The 26200-nt window shown below is 36.6% G+C and carries 27 protein-coding genes; 10 read left to right on the top strand and 17 right to left on the bottom strand.

Features of this window, described 5'->3' with window-relative positions:
* Nucleotides 1-46 precede the first annotated feature (46 nt).
* Nucleotides 47-2077, top strand: a complete 2031-nt coding sequence (locus ACIR310F_RS0101455) for a glycosyltransferase (RefSeq protein WP_028082292.1) — start codon at nucleotides 47-49, stop codon at nucleotides 2075-2077.
* Between the two features lie 223 nt (nucleotides 2078-2300).
* Complete coding sequence (locus tag ACIR310F_RS0101450) at nucleotides 2301-2633, top strand: STAS domain-containing protein (RefSeq protein ID WP_028082291.1); 333 nt, start codon at nucleotides 2301-2303, stop codon at nucleotides 2631-2633.
* A 228-nt stretch (nucleotides 2634-2861) separates the two neighbouring features.
* Here the strand turns inward: ACIR310F_RS0101450 and ACIR310F_RS0101445 are convergent, their stop codons facing one another.
* Complete coding sequence (locus ACIR310F_RS0101445) at nucleotides 2862-4067, bottom strand: SpoIIE family protein phosphatase (RefSeq protein ID WP_028082290.1); 1206 nt, start codon at nucleotides 4065-4067, stop codon at nucleotides 2862-2864.
* Nucleotides 4068-4195: 128 nt separating this feature from the next.
* Here ACIR310F_RS0101445 and ACIR310F_RS0101440 point away from each other — a divergent pair, with 128 nt between their 5' ends.
* Nucleotides 4196-4615, top strand: coding sequence for an ATP-binding protein (locus tag ACIR310F_RS0101440; protein ID WP_028082289.1), 420 nt, complete (start codon nucleotides 4196-4198; stop codon nucleotides 4613-4615).
* Nucleotides 4616-4797: 182 nt separating this feature from the next.
* On the opposite strand, the gene ACIR310F_RS0101435 is transcribed toward ACIR310F_RS0101440, so the two are convergent.
* Both ACIR310F_RS0101435 and ACIR310F_RS0101430 read right to left on the bottom strand, forming a co-directional pair.
* Nucleotides 4798-5841, bottom strand: coding sequence for a 3-deoxy-7-phosphoheptulonate synthase (locus ACIR310F_RS0101435; protein WP_028082288.1), 1044 nt, complete (start codon nucleotides 5839-5841; stop codon nucleotides 4798-4800).
* A 401-nt stretch (nucleotides 5842-6242) separates the two neighbouring features.
* A complete protein-coding gene (locus ACIR310F_RS0101430; protein ID WP_028082287.1) occupies nucleotides 6243-6620 on the bottom strand; it encodes a DUF1823 family protein in 378 nt (125 codons plus the stop codon).
* 443 nt (nucleotides 6621-7063) lie between these two features.
* Here ACIR310F_RS0101430 and ACIR310F_RS0101425 point away from each other — a divergent pair, with 443 nt between their 5' ends.
* Nucleotides 7064-9169 carry a M3 family metallopeptidase gene (locus ACIR310F_RS0101425; RefSeq protein ID WP_028082286.1) on the top strand — a complete coding sequence of 702 codons (2106 nt, stop codon included), beginning with the start codon at nucleotides 7064-7066 and terminating at the stop codon, nucleotides 9167-9169.
* 83 nt (nucleotides 9170-9252) lie between these two features.
* Here ACIR310F_RS0101425 and ACIR310F_RS0101420 read toward each other — a convergent pair whose 3' ends face one another.
* On the bottom strand, nucleotides 9253-9489 hold the full coding sequence (locus tag ACIR310F_RS0101420) for a hypothetical protein (RefSeq protein WP_028082285.1): 237 nt from the start codon (nucleotides 9487-9489) through the stop codon (nucleotides 9253-9255).
* A gap of 687 nt (nucleotides 9490-10176) precedes the next feature.
* Between ACIR310F_RS0101420 and ACIR310F_RS0101415 the strand changes: the two genes are divergently transcribed.
* Nucleotides 10177-11175, top strand: a complete 999-nt coding sequence (locus ACIR310F_RS0101415; protein WP_028082284.1) for a cyanophycin synthetase — start codon at nucleotides 10177-10179, stop codon at nucleotides 11173-11175.
* 54 nt (nucleotides 11176-11229) lie between these two features.
* Here the strand turns inward: ACIR310F_RS0101415 and ACIR310F_RS0101410 are convergent, their stop codons facing one another.
* The gene (locus tag ACIR310F_RS0101410) at nucleotides 11230-11580 is read right to left on the bottom strand and encodes a hypothetical protein (protein ID WP_028082283.1); all 351 of its coding nucleotides are present in this window, start codon (nucleotides 11578-11580) and stop codon (nucleotides 11230-11232) included.
* Nucleotides 11581-12166: 586 nt separating this feature from the next.
* On the opposite strand from ACIR310F_RS0101410, the gene thrC reads away from it, so the two are divergent.
* The 3 genes from thrC to ACIR310F_RS0101390 all read left to right on the top strand — a co-directional run bounded on the left by thrC (nucleotide 12167) and on the right by ACIR310F_RS0101390 (nucleotide 14505).
* On the top strand, nucleotides 12167-13471 hold the full coding sequence (gene thrC, locus ACIR310F_RS0101400; protein ID WP_028082282.1) for a threonine synthase: 1305 nt from the start codon (nucleotides 12167-12169) through the stop codon (nucleotides 13469-13471).
* A 134-nt stretch (nucleotides 13472-13605) separates the two neighbouring features.
* Nucleotides 13606-13881, top strand: coding sequence for a MoaD/ThiS family protein (locus ACIR310F_RS0101395; protein ID WP_028082281.1), 276 nt, complete (start codon nucleotides 13606-13608; stop codon nucleotides 13879-13881).
* A 174-nt stretch (nucleotides 13882-14055) separates the two neighbouring features.
* On the top strand, nucleotides 14056-14505 hold the full coding sequence (locus ACIR310F_RS0101390; RefSeq protein WP_028082280.1) for a DUF2996 domain-containing protein: 450 nt from the start codon (nucleotides 14056-14058) through the stop codon (nucleotides 14503-14505).
* Nucleotides 14506-14777: 272 nt separating this feature from the next.
* Here the strand turns inward: ACIR310F_RS0101390 and ACIR310F_RS0101385 are convergent, their stop codons facing one another.
* Nucleotides 14778-15272, bottom strand: a complete 495-nt coding sequence (locus tag ACIR310F_RS0101385; RefSeq protein WP_028082279.1) for a TM2 domain-containing protein — start codon at nucleotides 15270-15272, stop codon at nucleotides 14778-14780.
* 109 nt (nucleotides 15273-15381) lie between these two features.
* Between ACIR310F_RS0101385 and dusB the strand changes: the two genes are divergently transcribed.
* Nucleotides 15382-16431 carry a tRNA dihydrouridine synthase DusB gene (dusB, locus tag ACIR310F_RS0101380; RefSeq protein WP_028082278.1) on the top strand — a complete coding sequence of 350 codons (1050 nt, stop codon included), beginning with the start codon at nucleotides 15382-15384 and terminating at the stop codon, nucleotides 16429-16431.
* 138 nt (nucleotides 16432-16569) lie between these two features.
* Here dusB and ACIR310F_RS21170 read toward each other — a convergent pair whose 3' ends face one another.
* Both ACIR310F_RS21170 and ACIR310F_RS0101370 read right to left on the bottom strand, forming a co-directional pair.
* Nucleotides 16570-17082, bottom strand: a complete 513-nt coding sequence (locus tag ACIR310F_RS21170; protein ID WP_051289434.1) for a DUF2059 domain-containing protein — start codon at nucleotides 17080-17082, stop codon at nucleotides 16570-16572.
* A gap of 101 nt (nucleotides 17083-17183) precedes the next feature.
* Nucleotides 17184-18644, bottom strand: coding sequence for an aminotransferase class I/II-fold pyridoxal phosphate-dependent enzyme (locus ACIR310F_RS0101370; RefSeq protein ID WP_028082277.1), 1461 nt, complete (start codon nucleotides 18642-18644; stop codon nucleotides 17184-17186).
* A 217-nt stretch (nucleotides 18645-18861) separates the two neighbouring features.
* Here ACIR310F_RS0101370 and ACIR310F_RS0101365 point away from each other — a divergent pair, with 217 nt between their 5' ends.
* Nucleotides 18862-19584, top strand: a complete 723-nt coding sequence (locus tag ACIR310F_RS0101365) for a TerC family protein (protein ID WP_028082276.1) — start codon at nucleotides 18862-18864, stop codon at nucleotides 19582-19584.
* A 52-nt stretch (nucleotides 19585-19636) separates the two neighbouring features.
* Here the strand turns inward: ACIR310F_RS0101365 and ACIR310F_RS0101360 are convergent, their stop codons facing one another.
* The 9 genes from ACIR310F_RS0101360 to ndk form a co-directional block, all read right to left on the bottom strand.
* Nucleotides 19637-20299: a Na(+)/H(+) antiporter subunit B gene (locus tag ACIR310F_RS0101360; protein ID WP_028082275.1), complete on the bottom strand. Its 663-nt coding sequence runs from the start codon at nucleotides 20297-20299 to the stop codon at nucleotides 19637-19639.
* A gap of 20 nt (nucleotides 20300-20319) precedes the next feature.
* Nucleotides 20320-20862: a DUF4040 domain-containing protein gene (locus ACIR310F_RS0101355; RefSeq protein ID WP_028082274.1), complete on the bottom strand. Its 543-nt coding sequence runs from the start codon at nucleotides 20860-20862 to the stop codon at nucleotides 20320-20322.
* Nucleotides 20855-21133, bottom strand: a complete 279-nt coding sequence (locus ACIR310F_RS0101350) for a monovalent cation/H(+) antiporter subunit G (protein WP_028082273.1) — start codon at nucleotides 21131-21133, stop codon at nucleotides 20855-20857. The genes ACIR310F_RS0101355 and ACIR310F_RS0101350 overlap by 8 nt, the downstream gene beginning before the upstream one ends.
* Complete coding sequence (locus ACIR310F_RS0101345) at nucleotides 21130-21387, bottom strand: hypothetical protein (protein ID WP_028082272.1); 258 nt, start codon at nucleotides 21385-21387, stop codon at nucleotides 21130-21132. Before ACIR310F_RS0101345 ends, ACIR310F_RS0101350 begins: the two co-directional genes overlap by 4 nt.
* Nucleotides 21388-21391: 4 nt before the next feature.
* Nucleotides 21392-21769: a Na+/H+ antiporter subunit E gene (locus ACIR310F_RS0101340; RefSeq protein ID WP_028082271.1), complete on the bottom strand. Its 378-nt coding sequence runs from the start codon at nucleotides 21767-21769 to the stop codon at nucleotides 21392-21394.
* Complete coding sequence (locus ACIR310F_RS0101335) at nucleotides 21766-23199, bottom strand: cation:proton antiporter (protein WP_028082270.1); 1434 nt, start codon at nucleotides 23197-23199, stop codon at nucleotides 21766-21768. The genes ACIR310F_RS0101340 and ACIR310F_RS0101335 overlap by 4 nt, the downstream gene beginning before the upstream one ends.
* A 145-nt stretch (nucleotides 23200-23344) precedes the next feature.
* Complete coding sequence (iscB, locus tag ACIR310F_RS0101330) at nucleotides 23345-24628, bottom strand: RNA-guided endonuclease IscB (RefSeq protein ID WP_028082269.1); 1284 nt, start codon at nucleotides 24626-24628, stop codon at nucleotides 23345-23347.
* A gap of 228 nt (nucleotides 24629-24856) precedes the next feature.
* Nucleotides 24857-25192, bottom strand: a complete 336-nt coding sequence (locus ACIR310F_RS0101325; protein ID WP_028082268.1) for a cation:proton antiporter subunit C — start codon at nucleotides 25190-25192, stop codon at nucleotides 24857-24859.
* Nucleotides 25193-25489: 297 nt separating this feature from the next.
* Nucleotides 25490-25939 (bottom strand): nucleoside-diphosphate kinase, encoded by a 450-nt coding sequence (gene ndk / locus ACIR310F_RS0101320; RefSeq protein ID WP_028082267.1) that lies wholly within the window; start codon nucleotides 25937-25939, stop codon nucleotides 25490-25492.
* Nucleotides 25940-26200: the final 261 nt, after the last annotated feature.

The following is a 26200-nucleotide window of genomic DNA, read 5'->3' as shown; positions in this document are numbered from 1 at the left end:
GAACAACTTCTAATTGACTAATTTAAATTTTATTTTTGGTAGCAAAATGAACTCAGCGTACTCTAGTTATGATGCAGCTAATTTTTCCGGTAATAGCCGTTCAAAACTGAAAAAAAGAACCCTACTTTTTCGGTATTTAGCGGAAATCAACTTAATTTTGGGTGCTTGGTATTTACAATGGCGGATAACTCATTCTATCAACTTTGATGCTCTATGGCTGTCTATTCCTTTATTACTGGCGGAAATTTACAGCTATTTCGGGGGAGTTATGTTTGTCATTGGACTATGGCGGCCTATAGTCCGACAAGTTAAGTCCCTTCACCAGTTAAGCCCACCCCTTCCTAGCTCTGATTGGGCAAATGTAGATGTATTTATAACCTGCTATAATGAGCCCTCAGAAATGGTGGAAGAAACTGCTAGAGCAGCTTTAGCAATAGATTATCCAACCACAAAGCTGCGTGTATATGTATTAGATGATGGTAATTCTGAACAAATGCGAGCCATGTCAGAAAGATTAGCTCTAGAGGATTTACAATCACCATTATTACAACAGGAAGCTAATCGAATTGACGCGGAATTATCTACTTTAAATCAACGAATTGAGCAACTGGAAAATCTAGCACCTGACGTAAAAGCCGCCGAAGAATGGCTGCAAAAATCATCTTCTAGATCAGAAAATACTTTCGAGGATATTCCCGCTAAATTTGTCCACAGTTTACAACAGTTTATTCTCTGGTTAAATCCTCAACATCAAAATAGTCATCATGGCAGTAAATCAACTATATATGAACATCTTAATCATGAACGCAGGGCATTAGAATTAGCAATTAGTCAAAAAGAATTAGAACTTGTGCAACTGGTTAGGTTACGGTATATTGCTCGTCCTAAACAACCAGGAGTACCTCATCATGCTAAAGCAGGTAATCTCAATTACGCCATTTTTTCTGGAGAAACCACAGGGGATTTTATTCTGACTTTAGATGCAGATCATATTCCCAAACCAGCATTTTTAAAGCGAGTTTTGCCATATTTCTATACCTATAATTTGTATTCAGGAAAATATGAGCCAAACCGCATTGCATTTGTGCAAACTCCTCAAGATTTTTATAATATTCCCCCTGGAGACCCCTTTGGACATCGAGCCAATTTATTTTATGGACCCATTCAACAAGGTAAAGATGGCATGAATTCAGCTTTCTACACGGGTACAAATGCAGTCCTCAGAAGAGAAGCATTGGTTAGTGTGGGTTTACAATATTTTGCAGATGAATTTGTCAAAGATGGCAAAAAATTAGATGAATTTGAATTAATTGGTGGTGTTTCTAGCAATAGTATTACCGAAGATATGAATACAGCCATGCGGTTGCATAGTTCTGGTTGGAAATCAATTTATCATCATGAATTATTAGCAGAAGGACTTGCTCCTGATGATTTAAGTTCTACCCTCAAACAGCGAATGCGCTGGTCTCAAGGCACAATTCAAGTGTTAATGAGAGAAAATCCTCTCACCAAACCAGGACTGACATTTTGGCAACGATTACACTATTTTAAGACAACATATAGTTATTTTTCTGGGTTTGCAACTTTGATTTTTATTGCTTGTCCCATTATCTATTTTTTTACAGGAACTATCCCCGTGAAAACTTATGGCTTTGATTTTACTATCCATTTTCTTCCAGCTTTTATAATTAATAGGTTGACTTTTTTAGCCGCTGGTTGGGGAATTAATGCTGCGGAATTATGGCGTTCAGAACAATATTCTATCTCTTTATTTCCCCTATTCATTCAATCTGCATGGAGTGTATTAACCGGACAACCTATTAAATTTCAGGTTACACCTAAGCAGCGACAATCAGGAATCTATCTCCAGCTAATCTGGCCACAACTAACTGTGTTTATTTTAATAATTTTAGGTATAATATGGAGTATATATCGTCTCGCTATTGGTCAGTTAGAAACTCCTTGGGTTTATTTGATCAACACATTATGGGGTATATATATTTTATCTCTACTTTGGGCAATTATCAGCGCTGCTGTTTGGCAACCACAGGATTTACACAAAACAGAAGGAAAGTAGAGGTAATTCATGAATTACCTCTGAGAGGGTGTTTCAACAGAATTGTATACAACCACAAAACCTCACCCCCTCACCCCGTGGGGAAAGTTAATGAAAGTCCTTATTGTTTGTAAATCTATTTTTTAAAGTTCTACAAAATGCCTTAAATAGTAGTATAATTTTCAATAGATATGACCATTTTCAATGGTAAATTTACAAACTAACACAGAAAGGAAGATAATTTGTGACTTCTAAAATTCACGTCTTTGAACCATCAGGAATTTTAAACGCCACCTCCGGTAATGAATTACGTCGTCAAATTACTGATATCATTAATAATGGAGTTAATATGCTATTGATTGATATGTCAAAGGTGACGTTTATTGATAGTTCTGGTTTAGGTGCTTTAGTGGGAGCAATGCAAAGTGTTAGAAATGCTAAAGGAGAACTATTTGTATGTTCCATTAATGAACAAGTCAAAATGTTATTTGAATTAACGAAAATCAATCGAGTTTTGAACATATTAAGTAATAGAGAAGTGTTTGACAGCAAAGTATTAGAACTAGAAAATGCTTAATGGTTTGATTCTATAGGTGAAGTTTTAGCAAGTCTAAACTTGTACATATCCGGTTTTTCCCAATCTTATCAGGATGAATAGACAAGTCTAGTTGCAGACAGACAAAACCCATCTTTTATGTTTCAAACCCTTAATTTTTTCCTAGTCCACCCAGGTGGTCTGTGTTTGTGTAGTAGGGATTTATAATCGCCGAAAACTTTTCAAACACCGTTAATAAAAGTTTACATCTTAGGGATTTTGACAGCCACTAAAATTAACTCGTAGTAAAGACAAATCATCATCAAAATTTTCGTTGCCGCTGATATTTATAATCTCAGGTAAGAGTTGATTAATATGATTGTTATTTGTCTGATTATGGGTGAGCAATAAATTAACCAAGGAGTCGAAACCCCAAATTTGTCCCCCTGGTTGCAGCAGTTCGTAAGCACCATCACTAAAAATATATAAAGTGCTGTTTTCTGCAACTTCCAAAATAGCAGTTTCAAAACTGATATCTTGTAAAAAGCCAATGGGTAAATCTAGAGATTCTAGTTTTATAACCTCAATGCTGGAGGGATCATTTCCAAATATTAATACAGCCGGTGGATGTCCAGCATTGCCATAAACTAGCTGATGATTAACACGATTAAAAACACAGTACAAAATGGTAAAGTATTTATCGCCATGTTTACTCATTTGAAAACTTTCATTGAGTGCCTTGAGAACTTCTGCTGGTTGACAAAAATTAGTATTTGGTAGAGACTGTGATCGCAAGATATTCAATACAGATACAGATAGCAAAGCCGAGCCTACGCCATGACCAGAGACATCTAATAGATAAATTGCCAAATGCTCATCATCAATCCAATAGTAATCAAAACAATCTCCACCCAACTGTGCTGAAGGTACAAATAAAGATTCTATGGTAACATATCCTACAAGTGGTAATGGTAAAAGCGATCGCACATAATCAGCAGCTTCAGCTAGTTCGGTTTCTAAAACTTGCTTTTGATGCTGCAAATCTCGATTTAACTGCTCTAAAATTTGTTTTTGATGCTGCAAATCTCGACTTAATTGATGTAGCCTTAATCCTGCTCTTACCCGTGCTTTTAATTCATTCATCTCAATGGGTTTAGAGATAAATTCATCTGCTCCTGCGTCCAATCCTCTGACACGATCATCTTCCTCTCCTAAAGAAGCTCCTTTTGCAGTCAGAAGAATAAAAAAAGTTGTAGCTAATTTGGGATCTGATTTAATCTGACGACACACTTGTAAACCATCTATCCCAGACATTACCCAATCACAGATAATGAGAGCGGGACATAATTTTTTGGCTTCTATTATTCCCTCTTCGCCATTAGTCGCTATGGTAACATCATAGCCCTGGGTTTTCAGCGTTTTTTTCAAAACCATTCGTAAGATAGGATCATCATCAATGACAAGAATTTTAAACATTTTGACCATTAAACAGTTTGAATAATTACTTATTCATTACTCTACATTAAATCTTGTCTAAGGATTTACATTTTTATTTTTCACATTTTGAATATACACTCATAGTCAAATATTCTATAGACTGATCAATGAATCATAAAATCTACCTAAAAACCAATACAGATATTAATGCTACAAGTGAAGTTTTATCCTGGCTGGAGCAAATCAACCAGCCCCCATTTAATAATCAAACAATTTGGTGGGAATTACAAACACTACTAGTAGAAGGATTTATTAATATTGTAGAACACGCCCACAAAAAATTGCCCAGAGAAACTCCGATTGAATTAGAAGTTATCAGACTCGAAGAAGATATAGAAATTCGGATATGGTCTTTGGGAGAACCTTTTGAGTTAGAAAAGCAATTGCAAATAACTTCAGCATTAGAGGATAATGATCAAGAACGAGGACGGGGATTGCAAATAATGTCCTCCATTGCTGACAAACTATCCTATAAACTAACAGATGACAATCGTTATTGTTTATTTATCAGTAAACATTATTGTTAGAACATGAAATTGATTTTGCACTATTACTAGACATGGCGTGGGAAAAAATATAGGGACAATTAATGAATTATCCCTATCATAGTTTCCAGTTAGCCACATTTGATTCTCATCAGATGTCTATTGGTAATAGATTCATTCAATCTATTCATCTGTGGTATAAATACATGAAACCTGCTGTGGATTTAGGTCAATTTGGCGTGAGCAGCCAAAATAATTCTTTCTGTTTCTTCCCAATTAATACATTTATCAGTTACGGAAACACCATATTTTAGATCTTCACGATTTCCTGTAATCGTTTGACTACCTTCATACAAATTCGATTCTAGCATCATTCCCACAATGGAACTATTACCATCTAATATTTGCTGAATAATATTTTCAAACACCATAGATTGTAACCTGTAATCTTTATTAGTATTACCATGACTACAATCAACAACTATTCTTGGTGATAATTTGGCAGCTTTTAATTGTTCTTCCACTAATTTAATGTTCTCTGCATCAAAATTAGGCTGAGTTCCACCACGCAAAATTACATGACCATGATCATTTCCCCTAGTTTGAAATACACTCACTTGTCCCTTTTGATTAATACCCAGAAAATTATGGGGTGTTCTCGCTGATTTGAGTGCATTTACAGCTACTTGAATATTCCCGTCAGTACCGTTTTTAAAACCTACCGGCATAGATAAACCACTAGCCATTTCTCGGTGTGTTTGTGATTCAGTTGTTCTCGCGCCAATTGCAGACCAAGATACCAATTCACTGATATATTGAGGAATAATCGGATCAAGTGCTTCTGTGGCGGTTGGTAATCCTAACTCTGTCAACTTTAACAATAAACTTCTAGCAATTAATATCCCCTTTTCTACATTAAAGGAATCATCCATTGCGGGATCATTAATTAGTCCTTTCCAGCCTACGGTAGTTCTCGGTTTTTCAAAATAAACTCGCATAATTAATAGCAGTTTATCATCAACTTTTTTCGCTAAATCTAGTAATTTTTCTCCATATTCTATGGCTGCTTTAGGATCATGAATTGAACAGGGACCAACAACAATGAATTTTCGTCTATCTTGGAAATCTAGAATATGCTCTATTTCTTGTCTGAATTTTAAAATTGTATTTTCAGCGGTCTTGGTTAAAGGTAATTTTTCCTTGACTTCATTAGGAGTTAGCAAAACATGAGAACTCTTAATGTTAGTGTTAATTAATTTGTGGATCATAGCAGAAATCTCTTGATTTGTGTTATACGTTAGCAATCCTAAAACTTCTGTGACACTGTTTTTTATTCTCTTTAAGTCTAAATTAGTTAGTTAACAAAAAACAAGTTGCACAAATTCAGGTAGGATTATTATGTGCAAGGGTTGATATATATTATATTAATATACACAGCTTTTTTCAAAAATACAACATAAGTCTGTGTTATTTCCATAACATTAGCTGGAAGAAGATAATTTAATACCTAAACCTAAGTCAGAAGTAATAACCGCAAATGAATGCAGATAAACGCAGATGAAGATAAATAAATTTATAAGCTTGATGATTCTGTACAGATTATTACCAATTTAATATAGACCCAATTTCCCAAAAATATGGTTTTCAAGGTAGACGCAGTTCAGTAATTTTACTCAATTTTACCAGTGGTGATTAACATATAACTTAATAACCAATTTGCGGAGGTGGCTCTGCGAGTTTGTCGCGGACCAAATTCACCAATTTTGTAACCTTTAAAACCTAATTTTTCTTTAAGTAGTTGTTTATTTTCAGGAGGAATAGAACGAGTTAATTTCATAATTGCTAGGCGAGAATCTATAAAATCCGGTGGTTGGGGATATTCGTCTCTCCATGCCGTCTCTACTTGACTATGATCATAGGTTTCTGTTGTGGTATCATAGCGATAACCTAAGTAATACCATAGTAATTGGTTGACGGTAGCATCATCAATGGTATCATTAATGATTGCCCAAATTGTTTCTGTATTCAAGGGTGGTAGGTTAGACATGATTTTAAGAGAACAGAGAAAATAGATATTATATGGCTATTATATAGCTGATATATAGCTGATTTCTTATACGTAGAAAGCTTGATGATATTTTTTGCTCAGATACTGCATATTGTGTACTCAAGATGCAAATTGCCTATAGCGCATTATGACTACAGAATCAGTGAAAATAAAAGTAATTAGTTGGAAAAAAATTGCTACAATATTAATTTTGTAATTCTAGCAATGGGAAAGTTTATCGCCACGTTTTTGACTTGTGCTGATTATATCACATAGAGTATCTCGAAGATATTTTCAACCCAAAAATAGTGCAGTAACAGTCATGCGTATCAATGTGAGCTTATTCCTAAAAAAGCCGATTTTTACGCTTACTGAGTCACCATATCAAGCAAGAAAAATCAATTTTTGTCCCCACTTAACTCCTTGGCTATTAATTCACTACCATGCGTGCAACTGCTACTTTTTCTCAAAATCCTTTACTTCAAAGCTCTGGTTTACCTGCATTTGCGGATATTAAACCGGAGCAAGTCGAACCAGCTTTTAATTATTTATTAGCAGAACTTGAAAAGCAGTTAACCATCCTAGAGGCAAATATACAGCCTACTTGGACTGGTTTAATAGAACCTTTAGAAAAATTGACAGAAAGACTAAATTGGAGTTGGGGAATACTCAATCATTTAATGGGCGTTAAAAATAGTCCAGAACTACGTATTGCTTACGAACAGGTACAGCCACAAGTAGTTCAGTTTCTAAATATTTTGGGTCAAAGTAAACCTATTTATAATGCTTTTAAAGCAATTCGTAATAGTTATACCTGGGAAACTTTAGATTCAGCCCAACAGAGAATTATTAAAGCGGCTATTCGAGATGCAGAATTGTCAGGTGTGGGCTTAGAGGGAGAATCCAGGCAGCGTTTTAATGCTATTCAGATGGAATTAGCAGAACTAGGCACTAGATTTGCTAATCATATCCTAGATGCCACTAAAAGCTTTATTTTAATCCTCACCACCTTAGATGACATTGACGGCTTACCAAGCAGCTTGTTAAGCCTTGCAGCCCAAGCTGCTCGCACGGCTGGAGAGGAAAATGCTACAGCAGAACATGGTCCTTGGTATATTACTTTAGATTTTCCCAGTTATTTCCCTTTTATGCAGCATAGTACCAGACGGGATTTGCGGGAAAAAGTTTATAAAGCTTATATTACTCGAGCATCTTCTGGAGAATTAGATAATAATCCCTTAATTACCCGCATTTTAGAGTTAAGAAAGGAATTAGCTCAGTTAATTGGCTTTGAAACCTTTGCTGAACTCAGTTTGGCTAGTAAAATGGCTCAGGATGTTACCTCTGTAGAAAAACTTTTAGAAGAACTTCGTCAAGCTAGTTATAATGCTGCTGTTAAAGATTTAGACAAACTTAAAGCTTTTGCAAAGAATAAAAAAGCAGCAGAAGCAGAAAATTTGCAACACTGGGATATTAGTTTTTGGGCTGAACGTCAACAGGAAGAACAATTTGCTTTTACGGCTGAAGAATTACGCCCCTATTTTCCCCTCCCTCAAGTCCTAGATGGTTTATTTGGGCTGGTAAAAAGGCTTTTTGGTGTCACAGTAACTCCTGCTGACGGCCAAGCACCAGTATGGCATGAGGATGTGGGTTATTTCCAAATTGCTGATAAATACGGTGAAATCATTGCTTATTTTTACTTAGATGCTTATAGCCGTCCGGCTGAAAAGCGTGGTGGTGCTTGGATGGATGCTTGTATTCACCGCAAACAAATCAAAGAAAATGCTGTAACTACTATCCGTCTCCCTGTCGCTTATTTGATTTGTAACCAAACGCCCCCTGTGGATGGTAATCCTAGTTTAATGGCTTTTGACGAAGTTGAGACATTATTCCATGAATTTGGGCATGGTTTACATCATATGCTGACTAAGGTAAATTACTTAGAAGCAGCAGGTATTAATAATGTAGAATGGGATGCAGTAGAATTACCAAGCCAATTTATGGAAAATTGGTGTTATGACCGCCAGACCTTATTGGGTATGGCCAAACATTATCAGACGGGTGAACCATTACCAGAACATTATTACCAAAAGTTGTTGGCGGCACGTAATTACATGAGTGGTTCAGCTATGTTGCGACAGATATATTTTAGCAGTGTGGATTGGGAATTACATCACCGCTATCGTCCCAACAGTCAAGAAACTGTCACAGATGTGCAAAAAAGAATCCCTAAGTTGACAACTGTGTTACCACCATTACCAGAGGATGGGTTTTTGTGTGCTTTCGGTCATATTTTTGCAGGAGGTTATGCAGCGGGTTACTATAGCTATAAATGGGCTGAGGTACTTAGTGCTGATGCTTTTGCTGCTTTTGAAGAAGCGGGCTTGGAAGATGAGGCCGCAATTCATGATATTGGTAGACGCTATCGAGATACAATTTTAGCATTAGGTGGTAGTCAGCATCCCATGGATGTCTTTAAAACCTTCCGGGGACGAGAACCCAGTACCAAGGCTTTACTCAAACACAATGGGCTGCTAACTGACCCGTAAATTAGCAATTCAAGGTATAAGAGGACAAAACAATTCAAAATCCCAAAGAAAATCTGTTCCTCTTACCCCAGGTCTGAGTGAATTTATATTACAGCTTCTTCACGTTGACAATCAAAGAAAAGTTCAAAATCAGCATCAAGAATTAACTGGCGTATGTGCTGAATATAACCTTCTGCATCCGAACGACTGCGGAATCTGGCAACAATTACTTTTTCCTTTTCGGTAACGACACGGGCTACAGCCCAGCCGTTCAGCCTTTTTCTGTAAGCTATAGCTTGATGTTCTGAAGTGGTGTTTTTGTAATCAGTATTTTGTTGCATGATTATTTTATGCGTATGAACTTGAGTGAAGGGCGTTACTTTGTGTTTTAACCAAGAATGTACCATCGCTTTTTATTGATGATGCCACCTTGTTATTACATATTTTCAAAATTGTCAATACGTGATGCAACAACTTATTTTTTAATAAAATTTACTTTTATTTGCTGCTAAGGAGTAAATACGGACTTACTCAGTATTTGAGCTTACATATAAATAATTGTAGTCGTATAAATTATCATATCATTTGTTTGTAGTCAGGGCTTTAGCCCTGATGGGTGTTACCATAGCGTCTTGAACATAGGACTTTAGTCCTAACTACAATTTCATGCCCTGATGGGTGTTACCATAGCGTCTTGAACATAGGACTTTAGTCCTAACTACGATTTCATGCCCTGATGGGTGTTACCATAGCGTCTTGAACATAGGACTTTAGTCCTAACTACGATTTCATGCCCTGATGGGTGTTACCATAGCGTCTTGAACATAGGACTTTAGTCCTAACTACGATTTCATGCCCTGATGGGTGTTACCATAGCGTCTTGAACATAGGACTTTAGTCCTAACTACGATTTCATGTATTATGCCAGATGTGTAAGTCCTAAATTACTTGAGATTTTAGATTGTCAAATATTTACTAATGTTGCTATACTTTTTCCGTATAATCTGAGATAGTCTGGAAAAATAAAAATGTCAATTACACCAATTATCAGAAAAGTAGCATTGGAAATAGGGGCTATAGTTTTAGTTGAACCAGAATATGAATTAGTTGGACATATTACATTTAAAAATGGCAAAAAGTCAGTTTTTAGTCATAGCAAATTAGATATTAATGGTTTTGGGGCAGCTGAGTTAGTTAAAGATAAAGCGTATAGTAATTTTTTCCTGAAGCAGTTTGGATATAAAGTTACAGAAGGAAAAACTTTTTTTAGTGATAATTTATGCGCTAAATTGACAAATCTCAGAAATATTGATGATGGATTTAATTATGCAGAATCAATGGGATTTCCTGTAATTGTTAAACCTCTCAATCTTAGTCATGGAATATTAGTTACTAAAGTATATAATCAGGCAGAATATTATGATGTAGCTGATAAAATATTCCAAATTAAATCAGGATTGATTGTCGAAAAATTTTATAGTGGTAATGACTATAGAATTGTTGTTTTAGATAATGAAGTGATTGTTGCTTATCAAAGGATTCCCTTATTTGTTGCCGGTAATGGTATATCTAATGTTTTAGAGTTGCTACAACAAAAGCAGGAAAAATTTATTATCATTGGCAGAAAAAACGGTATTAAAGTTGATGATTTCCGCATTGATAAAAAATTAAAAACACAAAATCTTCATTGGGATAGTGTGATTCCTAATAATCAGATTGTTTATCTTTTAGATAATGCTAATTTATCTAGTGGAGGTGAGGCTGTAGATTTTTCGGCAACTATTCATCCTGACTTTCAAAAATTAGCAATTAATATTACTAAAGATATAGGATTAAGATTAGCAGGAATAGATATACTCACCCATGATATTACTATCCCAATGACAGATTATACGCTAATTGAAGTAAATGGTTCTCCCGGGTTAGATCACTATGCTGCTAGTGGTAAAGTAGCAGCGCAAAAAGTAGAAGAATTGTATTTAAAAATTCTCAAAGCACTAGAAAATGACATAGCAGTTGCCAGGTAAACAAAAAATACTCTATTTCCTGTTTCCTGCTATTCTATTGCTGGTAATTAAGAGTTACAAATTTTTCTCTAGTAGTGATTCCAATTCCCCAGACAAATAGTTCATATCTGCTACTCTAGCTACGAGTAAACTATCATGTCCGGCATCTTGTAAACGAGATTTCCAATAGTTAATACTCTCAGCATTATTCATCCAAAACTCAATTACCGTATCTACCACTTGATCTAAATTCCAACCCCATTTTACAGGAATTGGTTCTATAGATTCTAGGAACGCATCTAAAGTACAAGTGTGAGTTCCTAGATATTCTATCCCTTGATGTTGTGGTTTTACTAAACTCTGTTGTTGGTGATTAAAAAAATGCCAAACAGGAGATACCCCTATCAAATTGAAACTGTATTTAATCATTCTCGTCCTCCAAAGTCATCAATTGCCGATAAACCTCTGTTTTTGGCGAAAACTATTGCGGAAAAGTCCGCTAACTTCATCTAGAAAAAGTAGAATTTCTGCCAATTACATCAGTTTCAAGATTACCTCAGACATTAGCACTCAAGCCCTTTGACTGCTAGGATTTATTTGGTTTTTAGATTGTATTGATAAATAATATATGGCATTAATTCCAGGATGTAAATGATTTTTAGTACTTTTTCACCAAAAATCTATAAATCAGTATTTACCCCCCCATTTCTGGCTTGTATATGTCGTTATTTTATACTAAATTCTGTACTCACAACCAGTGACACACAGCAAGTTACCTGTTGGTTGTCATAAAACCCCAATGAGGGGAACTAGACAAGCTGTTACTAACAGTATTTCACTCAAGTGCGTACTGCTAAAGCCTGATCTTTTTTGAGAGTAATTCATGAATTTTCTGGTAATTGCTGCGGTTGAGTAACCAAACCCGATAATTTTTGTCGGGTATGTTTGACGATGATTTTGTCTCGTGCTACTATGATTTCAAAGTTGACGGACATCCAGGGAAAGGTAAATTATGACTCAGGCGATTACAAACCTCAACCAAGCAAACACTTCCATACTCAAGGCATTGAAGTGTAAAGAATGTGGCGCAGAATACGAGCTTAAAGCTACTCATGTATGTGAATTGTGTTTTGGTCCGCTAGAAGTCAAATATGATTACAATGTTCTTAAAAGCTTAGTTAGTCGAGAAACTATTGAAGCAGGTCCCAACTCAATTTGGCGTTACCGTCACTTTTTACCCGTTGCTACAGATAATTATATAGATGTCGGTACAGGGATGACTCCCTTGGTGCGTTCTCACCGTCTTGCCCGTCGCCTGGGTCTAAATAAGCTTTATATTAAAAATGATGCCGTGAATATGCCCACCCTGAGTTTTAAGGATCGGGTGGTATCCGTTGCCCTCAGTAGAGCGAGAGAATTAGGTTTTACAACTGTTTCTTGTGCTAGTACAGGTAACTTAGCAAATTCTACCGCAGCGATCGCCGCTCATGCCGGTTTAGATTGTTGTGTATTCATTCCTTCTGACTTAGAAGCTGGTAAAATTATCGGTAGTTTGATTTATAGTCCTACCCTCATGGCAGTCAAAGGCAATTATGATCAAGTTAATCGTCTTTGTTCAGAAGTTGCCAATACCCATGGTTGGGGTTTTGTGAATATTAACCTCCGTCCTTACTATTCTGAAGGCTCTAAAACCTTGGGCTTTGAAGTTGCAGAACAACTAGGTTGGGAATTACCAGATCATATAGTTGCACCATTGGCTTCCGGTTCTCTATTTACTAAAATTTATAAAGGTTTCCAAGAATTTGTAGAAGTTGGTTTAGTAGAAAATAAAGCTGTCCGGTTCAGTGGCGCTCAAGCAGAAGGTTGTTCTCCCATTGCGACAGCCTTTAAAGAAGGTAAAGACTTTATTAAACCAGTTAAACCGAATACAATTGCTAAATCAATCGCTATTGGCAACCCCGCAGATGGGGTATATGCTGTAGAAATAGCTCAAAAAACCAACGGTAATATTGAATCAGTTAATGATGCGGAAATTATCGAAGGTATTAAATTATTAGCAGAAACCGAAGGCATCTTTACAGAAACCGCAGGGGGTACAACCATTGCAGTTCTGAAGAAATTGGTAGAAGCTGGCAAAATCAATCCAGATGAAACCACAGTAGTTTATATCACTGGTAATGGTTTGAAAACCCAGGAAGCAATTCAAGGTTATATTGGCGAACCTTTGACAATTGAGGCCAAACTAGACAGTTTTGAGCGGGCTTTAGAAAGATCCCGGACCCTTGACCGTTTAGAATGGCAACAAGTCCTAGTTTAGAAGCTTTAGCGGTGAGAAACCGTAGTTATACAAATAAAGTCCACCTCCGTGGACTCAACAAAAATTCAGGTTTTTACCTGTCGCGGTTTATAACCGCCTATTTAGCTTACTCACTCACAATTAACGTTTAAACAATGGCCGTAAAAGTTTTAGTTCCCACCGTTCTACAAAAGTTTACAAACGAGCAAGCTGTCCTAGAATGCAGTGGTAGTAATATTTCTGAATTGTTTGATTACTTAGAAGACAGCTATCCTGCTATCAAAGGGCGGTTGCGTAAGCCAGAAGGAGAACCTTTAAGGTTCTTGAATTTCTATGTTAACAGCGAAGATATTCGCTTTTTAGACGGTACAGAAACAGCCCTCAATAATGGTGACGAGGTGAGTATTGTTCCTGCTGTTGCAGGTGGTTGAAGCATATATAAATGTTTAAAGTATAAAGTTTTAGTCATATCTCCTTATCTCATTCCCAGTCTCCCACTGGGAATGTAGTCCAGAGGCTCTGCTTCAACAGTAAATGAATAAAATTGCAAAATTCATAGCTCTGGTATGTCAAAATAAAAATAACTGACTACCCCAAAATGAGCAATGGCAGAAGAAACCACACAAACTCCAGCAGAAAGCGAAAAAACCGCCGCCAAAGCTGCTAAAAAGGAAAAACCCCCAGCTTTGGAAGATAAGCCTTTTGAAGAGTTTATGCAGCAACATTATCTCCCAGCACTGCAAGCAGCAATTACAAAAGAAGGTGTGCCAGATGTAAAACTGACTTTTGCCAAGCAGAAGTATTCCATAATTGGTTTTACCTCAGCTGAAGAATGTTGGCAAGTTATCGGTTCCTGGCAAGGGGGACAACGCCAGTTTAATGTATATTTCCCCGAAGAGAATATTCAAGGTAAAAAAGGTTTTTCCTGTAATGAAGGTAAAAAACCGAGTACCCTAGAATCATTTTTAATTGACGAGCGGAAAATCACCCTAGATTTGTTAGTATCTCGGTTAGTATATCGTTTGAATGGTCAAAAATGGCTAGGTAGAAATTAGTTAACTTAATCATAAGTCACGACTTCAGAAATGGAGTCGTTACCTATTTTTGGTGGGTTTAATTGTTGTTTTTTTATCTCACGCAGAGGCGCAGAGGCGCAAAGAGAAATTAAGATTTTCCATTAATGAATGAAGGTTCTTGATTTTACAATTCATCATGGAGTCATTACTTGTTTTTGGTGGGTTTAATTGTTGTTTTTTTATCTCACGCAGAGGCGCAGAGGCGCAAAGAGAAATTAAGATTTTCCATTAATGAATGAAGGTTCTTGATTTTACAATTCATCAAAGTAATAAGTCACAACTCCAGAAATAGGGTTGTTGCCTATTGTTACATGATTTGATTGTAGCATTTCTTTGAGCATGGTTTCTACTTCTATAAGACTAGCTCCTGTGGCCTTAACACCTTGAGTTACTGTTAAACTACCACCATTAGCCTCTGCTGCTTCTATGAGTTTGACAATGAGTGGTTTACCATTTGGTTGGTGAACTTGTGATATAAATATCCGCTCATTCATGGGTATACCCGCAGATGATACACCTGCTTTTAACCGCAATTTTTGCTCATATTCGTCAACCATATTCGGTATGATCACTAAATCAACAAGTTGTCCAATATAAAATAAACCACCAGTACATAGCCATAATAAACCAGTACCGATTTTGCCATTATATAAGCGATGTAAGCCTCCTATACCAAAAAAACCTGCTCCACACAGAAGATAAGAAACAAGAAGACGATCTTGATTTTGATTGTTTTTTATAGTCATTTTATTTTATGTCCATTAGGATTTACTGGTTTAATCATCTACCCTTTGATTAACTACCCTTCGTTAGTCTTCAATTCCCCAATTAACGATTCTATTTTTAATTTTAACCATGATTTCTCTTTCTCCTGAACTTCAAGCTAGACTTTCGACACCTCTCAAAATTGGCTCATTTGCGGTTAAAAGCCGTGTTTTACAGTCTCCATTGTCGGGGGTGACTGATTTGGTCTTTCGTCGTTTAGTACGTCGTTATGCACCAGAATCTATGATGTATACGGAAATGGTCAATGCAACGGGTTTACACTATGTTAACCAATTACCAAAAATTATGGAGGTAGATCCTCAAGAAAGACCTATTAGTATTCAATTATTTGATTGTCGTCCCGATTTTCTAGCGGAAGCAGCAATAAAAGCGGTTGCGGAAGGTGCAGATACTGTTGATATTAACATGGGATGTCCAGTTAATAAAATTACTAAAAATGGTGGTGGTTCTTCTTTATTACGTCAACCGGAAATTGCAGAGGCAATTGTGCGGGAAGTTGTGAAAGCGGTAGATGTTCCTGTAACTGTGAAAACTCGTATTGGTTGGAATGAAAATGAAATTACTATTTTAGATTTTGCTAAACGCATGGAAGACGCGGGAGCAAAAATGATTACTGTTCATGGACGCACTCGCGCTCAAGGTTATAATGGTAATGCGCGGTGGGAATGGATAGCTAAAGTTAAAGAAGTGCTGTCAATTCCTGTTATTGGTAATGGGGATATTTTTTCTGTGGAAGCTGCGGTAAAATGTTTAGAACAAACTGGCGCAGATGGGGTAATGTGTTCTCGTGGAACTTTAGGTTATCCCTTTTTAGTTGGTGAGGTTGATCATTTCTTAAAAACAGGAGAATTATTACCATCACCTAACCCCATTCAACGTTTAGAATGTGCTAGAGAACATCTTTTTGCTTTATGGGAATACAAGGGAGATAGGGGAGTCCGTCAAGCTCGTAAACACATGACTTGGTATGCTAAAGGTTTTGCTGGTGCTGCTGATTTACGAGGTAAATTAAGTTTAATGGAAACTGTACAACAAGGTTTAGATTTGATTGATAGAGCTAAGGAAAATTTAACTCATGGTTATGAAATTGAGGAAGAAATACCCGCAACTATAGCATAAATATCAAGTTTAGATCCGGCTTTGCTGATTAAGAGTATGATTTTATTTCACGCAGAGACGCAGAGTCGCAGAGGGTAGGAGTTTGAAATCATTGATTTTTCAATTTCATACTTCAGTTCAGCAACGCCTTAGATCCTATTAACGTGGGGTGACATATCCTTCTGATTTCAATCCTTCTAATTTCAATTTTTCCAATGCTCTCTGCATGGCTCGTATCCCATATTTTCGGCCAATTTCTTCTGCTTCATTAGAAATTTGAGGACTCACAGTTAAATAATACTTTCCCAGTGGTGTTTCGTAAAATGCAATAAGTCCTTTTATTTCTTCATTGGTAAAATATTTGCTGTAAATTGGAATTAATTCATCTACTATTTCCTCTAGTTTTAATTCAGCCAAAAAAGCATCTAGAAATTTTGCAGGTATTTGAGGATATTTAGCTTTGAAGCTATCTCTTAATTTGATTGTTTCTAATCTTGCTATGTTTTTAAAACCAGTTATATCTAACAATTTCTTGATATTACTGATTTTTTCTTGATCTTCAATTTTGTTAGTTGGTAAAGTCGGAATAATTCGAATTTGAGCAAAAACTGGGATATTGACAGTAGAGAGAAAGGACAGTGAAACCGCGAAAATAAAAGTTTTTATTTGCATTGTTTTAAAACCCAGTTTTGTATTATAGCGGTTGTTGGTTGAGTGAAGTATAATATCCCCGTAAAAGACCAGGGGTTATGATGTAGAAACACTATCTTATATTATTTCACAACTTTTAGAGTTTGTAAAGTTTCATCGGCACAACCACTAATAAAACCACCCATATTTTGAATTTCTTGCAAATATTCTAAAGCTGATTTTGTAATTATTTCCCCTGGCATTAATACAGGAATTCCTGGAGGATAAGGACAAATAATTTCTGCACAAATTCTGTCTTGGGTTTCCCCTATGGGTAATACCTCGCTATTAGCAAAAAAGGCCTCACGGGGAGAAATGCACAGATCATGACCCATTATAGCATCGTTTCTATTCTTACACGGTTGACACTCAGATGTCAAGGGGGTGACATGGGTAAGATTATTTAATCCCTGAATCAGGTTTTGAATATCTGCTTTTGTGTTTCCTAAGCTAATAATAAATGTGAGATTTTGCCAAGATGAAAATTCTGGAGTGACATGGAATTTTTTATCTAAAATTTCTTCAGCCGCAAAGCCTGTAAATCCTATTTTACTAACATTTACAGTTAATCTAGTTTGATCTAAATCTAAAAATACTGGTGATTTTTTGCTATTAATTAAAGGAGTAGATAAACCAGGAATTTGATTAATTTTAATTATCGCTTCTTGCGCTAATTCCCAAGTTTGAGACATCAATTTTTTTCCATGTATTGCCATTTGATGACGTGCAGCATCTAAAGAAGCTAAAAGTATAAAACTAGGGCTGGTAGATTGAACTAATTGTAAGGCTTTATTAATTCTATCAATATCAATTCTGTTTCCTTGAATATGTAACATTGAGGCTTGTGTCATTGCCCCTAATGTTTTATGAATTGATTGTATAGTTAAATCTGCACCTGCGGTTAAAGCTGAGGTCGGTAATTCTGGGTGAAAATGAAAATGTGCGCCATGAGCTTCGTCTACAATTAAGGGAATATTATATTGATTAGTTAGGTGTGAAATTGCCTTTAAATCTCCACAAACACCATTATAAGTTGGATAAACTATCAATACTGCTTTTGTGTCTGGATGTTTTATTAATGCTGCTTTTACTAATTCTGGTCTTATACTATATGTGATATCTAAATCTGAGTTGTATTCAGGATTTATAAAAATAGGAATTGCACCAGAAAGAATTAATCCAGAAATAACTGAAGAATGAACATTGCGCGGGAGAATTATTTTTTCTCCCCTTTTACAAGTAGCAAGAATTGCAGCTGCAATTCCGCAGGTAGAACCATTAACTAAAAACCATGTTTTCTCAGCCCCAAAAGCCTCTGCTGCTAATTCTTGTGCTGCTAAAATTACGCTTTGGGGTGTAAATAAATTATCTAATTCTGTCAATTCCGTTAAGTCAGCGCGAAAAATTTCTTTACCTAATAAATCGCTGAAAATTGGGGAAATACCCTGGCCGCGTTTATGCCCTGGAGTGTAAAATGGTGCATGAGAACGGGTTGTACAAGCTTTTAATGCCTCTATAAGCGGGGTTTGGTTTTGATTTAGCATATTGTCAATGTCCCCTAGGGTCTTTTAAGCAAGGAATAAAAACCTTTGGCTTGAGTGAAGTACACCCTCTCAGCAATACTAACTATTTTCTCGGCTCTGACATTCTGATATATAATAAACATATTGCGTAAACAACAAGGAGGTAATTTAGAGTGCCAATGTGCGTTCTACAGTAAAAATCTCCTATTAATTTTTAATTATCCCCCTCTTGTGAAAAATGTTAGACAAAATATTTAATTACCTAAACTTTCACTTCAGCGTTGAAGCCTCCATTGTTCTCTTGATTTTAGTATTTTTAGAAGCGGTACTATCCGCTGATAATGCGATCGCCCTCGCTGCGATCGCCCAAGGACTAGAAGACAAAAAACGAGAAGGTCAAGCCCTCAACATTGGCTTAGTATTCGCTTATATTTTAAGAATTACGCTGCTGTTAACAGCGACTTGGGTACAAAAATTTTGGCAATTTGAACTTTTAGGTGCTGGTTATCTCTTATGGTTAGTATTTCAACACTTTAGTTCTCAGGAAGACGAGTCCAATCATCATCACGGTCCACGGTTTAACTCCCTGTGGCAAGCTATACCCGTAATTGCCTTGACAGATTTAGCTTTTTCTTTGGATAGTGTCACAACCGCGATCGCAGTTTCCCAAGAAACATGGTTAGTAATTACCGGTACAACCATTGGTATTGTGACTCTCAGATTCATGGCTGGATTATTTATCCGCTGGTTAGATGAATATGAAAATTTAGAAGACGCAGGTTATATTACTGTCGCATTTGTCGGTTTACGGTTGCTATTAAAAGTCATCAATGATGATTTAGTACCACCACAATGGCTGGTAGTAACTGTTATTGGTGTGATCTTAGCTTGGGGATTTTCCAAGCGTACCGTTGTAGAATTAGTCCCAGAAGAAAGGGAAAAAACTCAAGTCTCAAAGTGATAAAGACGGGAACTAAGTGACAAATACTTTCCCGAACTTTTCTGACCTCAACTTACAACAAACCACGATAACGAATAAAAATCAAAACCACAGCCCAAGAACCTAATGCTACCTTAACAGCAACTAGGATGTTTAATATCGGCAAAATTCCACCACTAAATAAGGCCCCTAACTCACCGTGGGGTAATTCTAGTCCCGATAAAGTTATCACTGCTAAAACAATGAAAACCAATACCGAAACCTTTTCCCAAGTAGCAGCGTGCCAACGGTGATAAATATCCTGCATCCACTGATATGATGAAGTAATTGCTATGAGTCCAATGGCTGTACCACCAGCGACACCAGCCGCAAAACCGCCCCCAGGACTCAAATGTCCCCTAATTGCTAATTCAATACCCACTAACGCCGCAATTGTCGCCCCTAGACGAGCTAATATTATTGATGGTTGATCTTTGAATTGATAAATACTGCAAGATGGTTTGTCATTAGCTAGTAAAAAATTAGCTCCGAGAATGGCGATAGTAAAAACAATTACTTCAAAGATTGTATCATATAACCGATTTCTGAAAATAATCCCTGATACCGCATTGGGAACACCACTTTCTTTAACTACTGTTTCCACAATGGAAATATCTGATAAATTCGGTTCATAATTAGGCATGATCAGCATTTTCACAAATAAAGCTATTCCCGCTAAAATGTAGACTAATTTCATAAATGCTGCTCCCCTAAATGTCAAACATGGAAATATTTTAAAATTGTTTTTGGTGATGAAAGTTCACTTTCTATAATGTTATAGATACGTTGCACTCGAATTGCAGTTTGGTAGGTTTCTTCTCCTTGATTACTTTCTTCCAAACGCACACAAGTAGCATGAATTTCCTTTTCTATTAATGCCTGTTGTAAACTTTGGTTATTGCTATAGGGAACAATTTCTAGCCGTAAGTAATGTTTGTTAAAAATCTGGCGAAATTCGTTGATAAGTTGTTGCAAAGTGCTATCCTGATTTTTTTCTATTGACTGATTTTCAATGACACCAAGACGCAAAACTAAAGATGAACGGACTGCAATTGCATAGAGAGTAATTGATAGCATTGTTCCCATTAATGCTTCTGTTAAAGCTACATCTGCTGCTCCTAAAACTGCATCTACCATTGCGGCTATGGCACCGAGTACCCCACGAATCACTAAAGCATGATAGGGGTTAGTTTGAGTTACTAACATCCCCGCAGTTAAGGGTAATAAAGCAATGATCAAATAGAGATAAGTATCATTCATTTTTTGCCTCTTGTGTTGAACAATATGCTAATACATAACCCAGCATAGTATTCCAAATTGCTAAGGAAATAATGCCCAGAATAAGTAATGGCCATTCACTGGGTATTTTCAATAATAGTCCGATGATAATAATCATTGAACCTAAAGTATCAGCAACAGAAAGTCCATGTAATTTGAATAATACTGATCTGTTGCTAACTAAATGAAAAGTTCCCCAAAACCAAAAAACTATGCCTATAGCTATACAGGTATAACTCAGAAAGTTGATCATACTTCACCCAATCTTCTCAGGATATGTGCTAATAACATTAATCCGGCATTTCCTACACTCAAAATAATCGCTGCGACTACACCAATCATCCAATCATCTCGCAAAACGGAAATTACAAGAATCATGATTGCTACTTTACTGGAAATACTACCAAAGGCCAACATTTTCTGCCAAATATCATCACTTTTCCCAGCTTCATAAATGGGGATAAGTAAAGCTACAATCATTGCCATTAAGACTATTTCTAAGTTCATAATTTTACCTGCCGGGTTTAATTTGGTGGACTTCATACCATCCTTCTTCACGGTATTTAAAAACTATGGTTTTGGGTGTGAAGGTAATTAGAAATATATCCACAAAAATCAATAAAGGTGATCTTTTGAGTTTGACTTTCTCTATGATAATTTCTTCTTGATGATGGGGACGCAGGATAATTTCAAATGCCTCCATAAAAGCCAATGGAATGGTAATAATAATTTTAATTATCACCTTTAACCAAGCTTTTAATTTTTCTGGTGAGGATTTACCACGTGGTAAAATTAAGGCAATAATTACACCAATGATAATATTTGTTAAACTGACGTTAGCAGTGAGTAAAAACCAAATTGATAATCTTAATATGAGATGTCCAATCATGGGAAAGCCATCCAAAATAGCAAAATTAAAGTTAGACTCATGACACCAACCAAATGCTCAAATTCTTCAAATACACGAGGTAAAGATATTGATAACTTTTTGAAAATAACATGATAGGCTAACCAGCCCACAACAATGGTTATAAGTGCTTTTGTAATATCAGCAGTATTATAAGCTTGAGGATAGACAATATTGGCAACAATTAAACCAGTGATCAAAAATATTATTGATATCCAAAAACCTGGTTTGATTTTCTGTTCTCCTTCTCGACTGTGGGGTAAAAAAATAAATTTAGCAAAGGATATTGCTGTACCAACTGCGGCAATATTCATAATTATGAATTGCCAAGATGCTAAATTTTTCATGCTTAAACTCTTGGCAGCAAAGCCTGATAATAAAGGAAAACCAGAAATTGATAAACTAGCGATAACTAAGGCTATCCAAATTGTTGTATGAATGGGTTTATATTGCAATTCTTTAAAGTTGCGACTGGGTAAAGAACCTGCAATCAAAAATAAAGATGATTTGACTAATCCATGGGTGAGGGCATAAAATCCACCTACTACTGGTGCAGCGAGAATAAAGCCTAATTGGGAAATTGTGTGAAAGGCCAACATTCGCTTAGTATCTTTTTCCAAAACAGCATAGGATACACCCATTAAAGCTGTTCCTACACCGAAAATTCTGACTATAATATCAATTTCTTCGGAAACGAATGCAGTACGTAATAAAGGTAAAACACTGGCTTTAACGACAATTCCCGACATCAATGCAGAAACTGGTGTTTCTGATTCAGAATGAGTTAAAGGTAGCCATAAACCGGATACAAAAATCCCCGCTTTGATTAATAATCCCAGAAAAATTAATGCTAGTGCTTCCGGTGGTGATCCCTTTAAACCTGTAAAACTAAAGGAATGATGTGTCTGATAAACCAGCGCCGCACCAACCAGATAAAACAACATGGCAGTATTACTTACAAATAGATACCGTAAACCTACCCAAATTGAGCGATCGCTACGGGGATAAGCAATCAATAAAAAGGCCGCAATACCACTTACCTCTAAAGCCACATATAAACTAATGAAATCTGCACAGACAAAGGCAGCATTGAGGCTACCATGGACAATAATCATCTGAGCATAGAAAAAAGCCGTTTTATCACTGCGCCAGCAGTAAAGAGCAACAGCAGCCGTGACTATAGCATTTGTGAGGATAAAGTAAGCGCTTAACTCGTCTGCTATTAATTTAATACCGAAACTGTCTAGTAAATTAAGTGTCACAGGTGATGGATTGAGAAATAACTGCAACCCATAAGCAGCAGAAGCAATAGTTCCCCACAGAGTTAAATGTCGGTTGAGTTTGGGAACGATAAAAATGATGAACCCTAGAAAAAATGGGGTAGCAATCCAAGTCAATGTAATAGTATTCATCTAAACCTCCTCCAGGAGACCCCCACCAAAACTGTACTCAGTTTGGTGATGGGAGGAATGGAGGGTTAATTGTGAAACGTCCCTTGAGTAATTTTGTGCGTTAGCACAAATAGCGAGAAGGACAGTTGAGTAATTAACAAATCTTTTATACTGCATACGAATAACCATCCTTTGCGTGAATGCGTTTACAAAACTTATGTGATATTCCTTGAATCAATCCATTTTTAGTAGAAATATTGAAACTACCAGTTGAACGAATAGCAACTTTTCCTACATAAGTACCAATCTTTTTACCAGTGGTGACAACCGCTTTAGCAATATCGCCAGTTTGAAAACCAAAATGTATTTTTTCTCTCGGTACGTGCCTACTTGGAAAACCATACTTGTCGGTTCGACAAGATTGTCTAGAACCGTGTCCGTTAGCTGTAATTAACAATGGTTTAACACTTTTGATATTGAGAATTGGCGTTGATTTACCAACACAAGCCGCGTCAATCCAGTGGTTTTTTTCTAATTGTTGTTGGCTACGATTAAATTTAGTTAACCCTCCTGAACCTGTTTCTACAGGTAATCCGGTTGCTTTTAGAACTTCTAGTAATGCAGTACGAGTTGTGTTTACTGCGGCTGCATCAGCCAGTGGTCTTTTAGCTTGCTTCAAGATTTTTTCTAACTTTGAAAGGTCTTTTTTGAGAAAATCTTTAATGTCTTTCGTTCCCTTTTTGGTGTTACACTTTTCACAACTTAAAGTGAGATTTGTAATTGAATTACTACCACCTTTGGCCCGTGGATGAATATGTTCTATTTGAAAAGGAACGTCTTTTACTCCACAGTAAGCACATTGTCTACCCCACTTTTCTAGTAAGTATTCTCTGGTTTCGTAACCAGCTAAAGTTCCCTGTTGATATTCCTGGCCTTGAATATCAGGATTAGCTATTAACCGCATATCAAACCTGACTAATTCTTGGCTAATAGCCTCAATTGGTGCGAGTTTACGCAATCTTTCAACCCAAGTTTTAATATTATCAACCCGACTTTGTAGGCTCGGTGCTAACCATCCTTCTGGACGGGTTCTATTCAAAAACCTTGGTTGTCTGTAACGAGTTTTTCTGGCACGTCTAGAACGTCTTAATTGCCTTCTAGAAGTTAAAGCATCTCTAATTGCAAAGCCTCTATGTTTTAATTCAGCAGCAAATACAACCTCGCCAGTTGAATCGTTAACTAATGCCATTCCCGTGAATTTTGCACCAGGATCAATCTTTAGCCTTAGCAACGATACTGGGGAGTCAGGACGGGATTTTTTGAGAATAATTGTGAACGGAAACTGTCTAAATATTGCTGCTTTTTTGGTTCTTAGTAGTTGTCTAGCTTGTGCTGAATGAATTGGGTTTAATGGCGTGAAGTTGGTATCTAAAACAAATACTTTGGACATATTGTCCCTCCTTGCGGGTAATGTTAGCCTAGACAAAGATTTAAAGGCTTTTTACGCTAACAGCACTGGATTAACCCAATAGGCCTGTTTAACTGTTAACCTCAGATCTACAAACTGGCTGCGTATTTGTAGGTGAGATGACCTGAAAATCGTAGTGATTTAACACTTAGTCGGGTAAACTCTGGGCTTTAAAAGCCCCCACTTACCCGAAGGGAAGTGGTGGGTAATTTACGGTGTATTATTTTTCTCAATCTCATGGGTTTCCAGGGTGGGATTATCCTGTGCTAATTTCATCACACCAACCAGCATCAAAGCCTGAATAGAAAAACCAATAACTATCGCTGTTAATATCACTGCTTGGGGAACAGGATCGGCATAATTAATATTTTTTACACTGGAAATAATCGGGGTAAATAAGCCTTCTCGTGATGCAATTAGTACATAAAAGGCAATCACACCTGTACTCATCACATCCATGGAGACAATTTTCATCACCAGGTTTTTTTTGAGGATAATCCCGAAAAAACCGCACAATATTGTTATTAGTACACAGGCTTCTAACACGGTAATTAATTATTTTATTTTATGCTCAAGTGATAATTTAATATAAGCACAGATTTTTGGTACTAACTTAATATCAAGTGCTAAAATATTTTGATGATTATTATAGTGATATCTAATGATTTAGTATTAAGGAACTTATGTATCATATCTTGGCTTGCAATCTTTTTTTCCTAACCTCCAAAAGGAGGTTTTCAAAATCTCTGATGGTGTATTAAATTTTTTATATTCATTTAAGGTAACAGGTGACAGGTAACAGCTAAGAGTTTTACTACCCATTAACCATTACCCATTACCTAATTACTCATTTAACCACAGTTTTGAATGGGGTTGCCAAGCAACTAATTCCTCATCCTTAAACCATAAAGCGATTTCTGTTTGGGCTGTTTCTTGAGCGTCAGAACCGTGAATCAGGTTACGACCTACATTAACGCCAAAATCGCCACGAATTGTACCTGGTTCTGCGTTTAAGGGGTTGGTTGCACCAATCATCTTTCTCGCTGATGCAACAACGCCCTCACCTTCCCAAACCATTGCCACAACTGGACTAGAAATGATAAATTCCACTAAACCAGGAAAAAAAGGTCTTTCACGGTGAACAGCGTAGTGTTGTTCCGCTAATTCTCTACTGACTTTCATAAACTTCAACCCAACTAAGGTAAAGCCTTTGGTTTCAAAACGGCGGATAATTTCACCCACCAAACCACGCTGTACACCGTCCGGCTTAATTGCTAAAAATGTGCGTTCCAAGTCTGTCTCCAAAAACATAATCAAATTTTGATGGGTTAATTGTCAGTTGTCTTGAGGTCTTTTGTCTAGTAGTCTGAGCAATTTTCCCTGATCATGGTGGATAACCGGATTGAATTACCATTTTTTTCCTGATTACATACAGCAATAGGTAATTAACCGCAGATAAACGCAGATTCTTGTAACTAACGATTCTTAGCACAGGGGAATATTGGCTGATCATCCTAATTCTTTAGGACTTACGCAAGATTCATGGAATAACGA

The organism is Dolichospermum circinale AWQC310F, from assembly GCF_000426925.1.
GTDB classification, from domain to species: domain Bacteria; phylum Cyanobacteriota; class Cyanobacteriia; order Cyanobacteriales; family Nostocaceae; genus Dolichospermum; species Dolichospermum circinale.
This window is presented reverse-complemented; position numbering and strand designations above follow the sequence as displayed.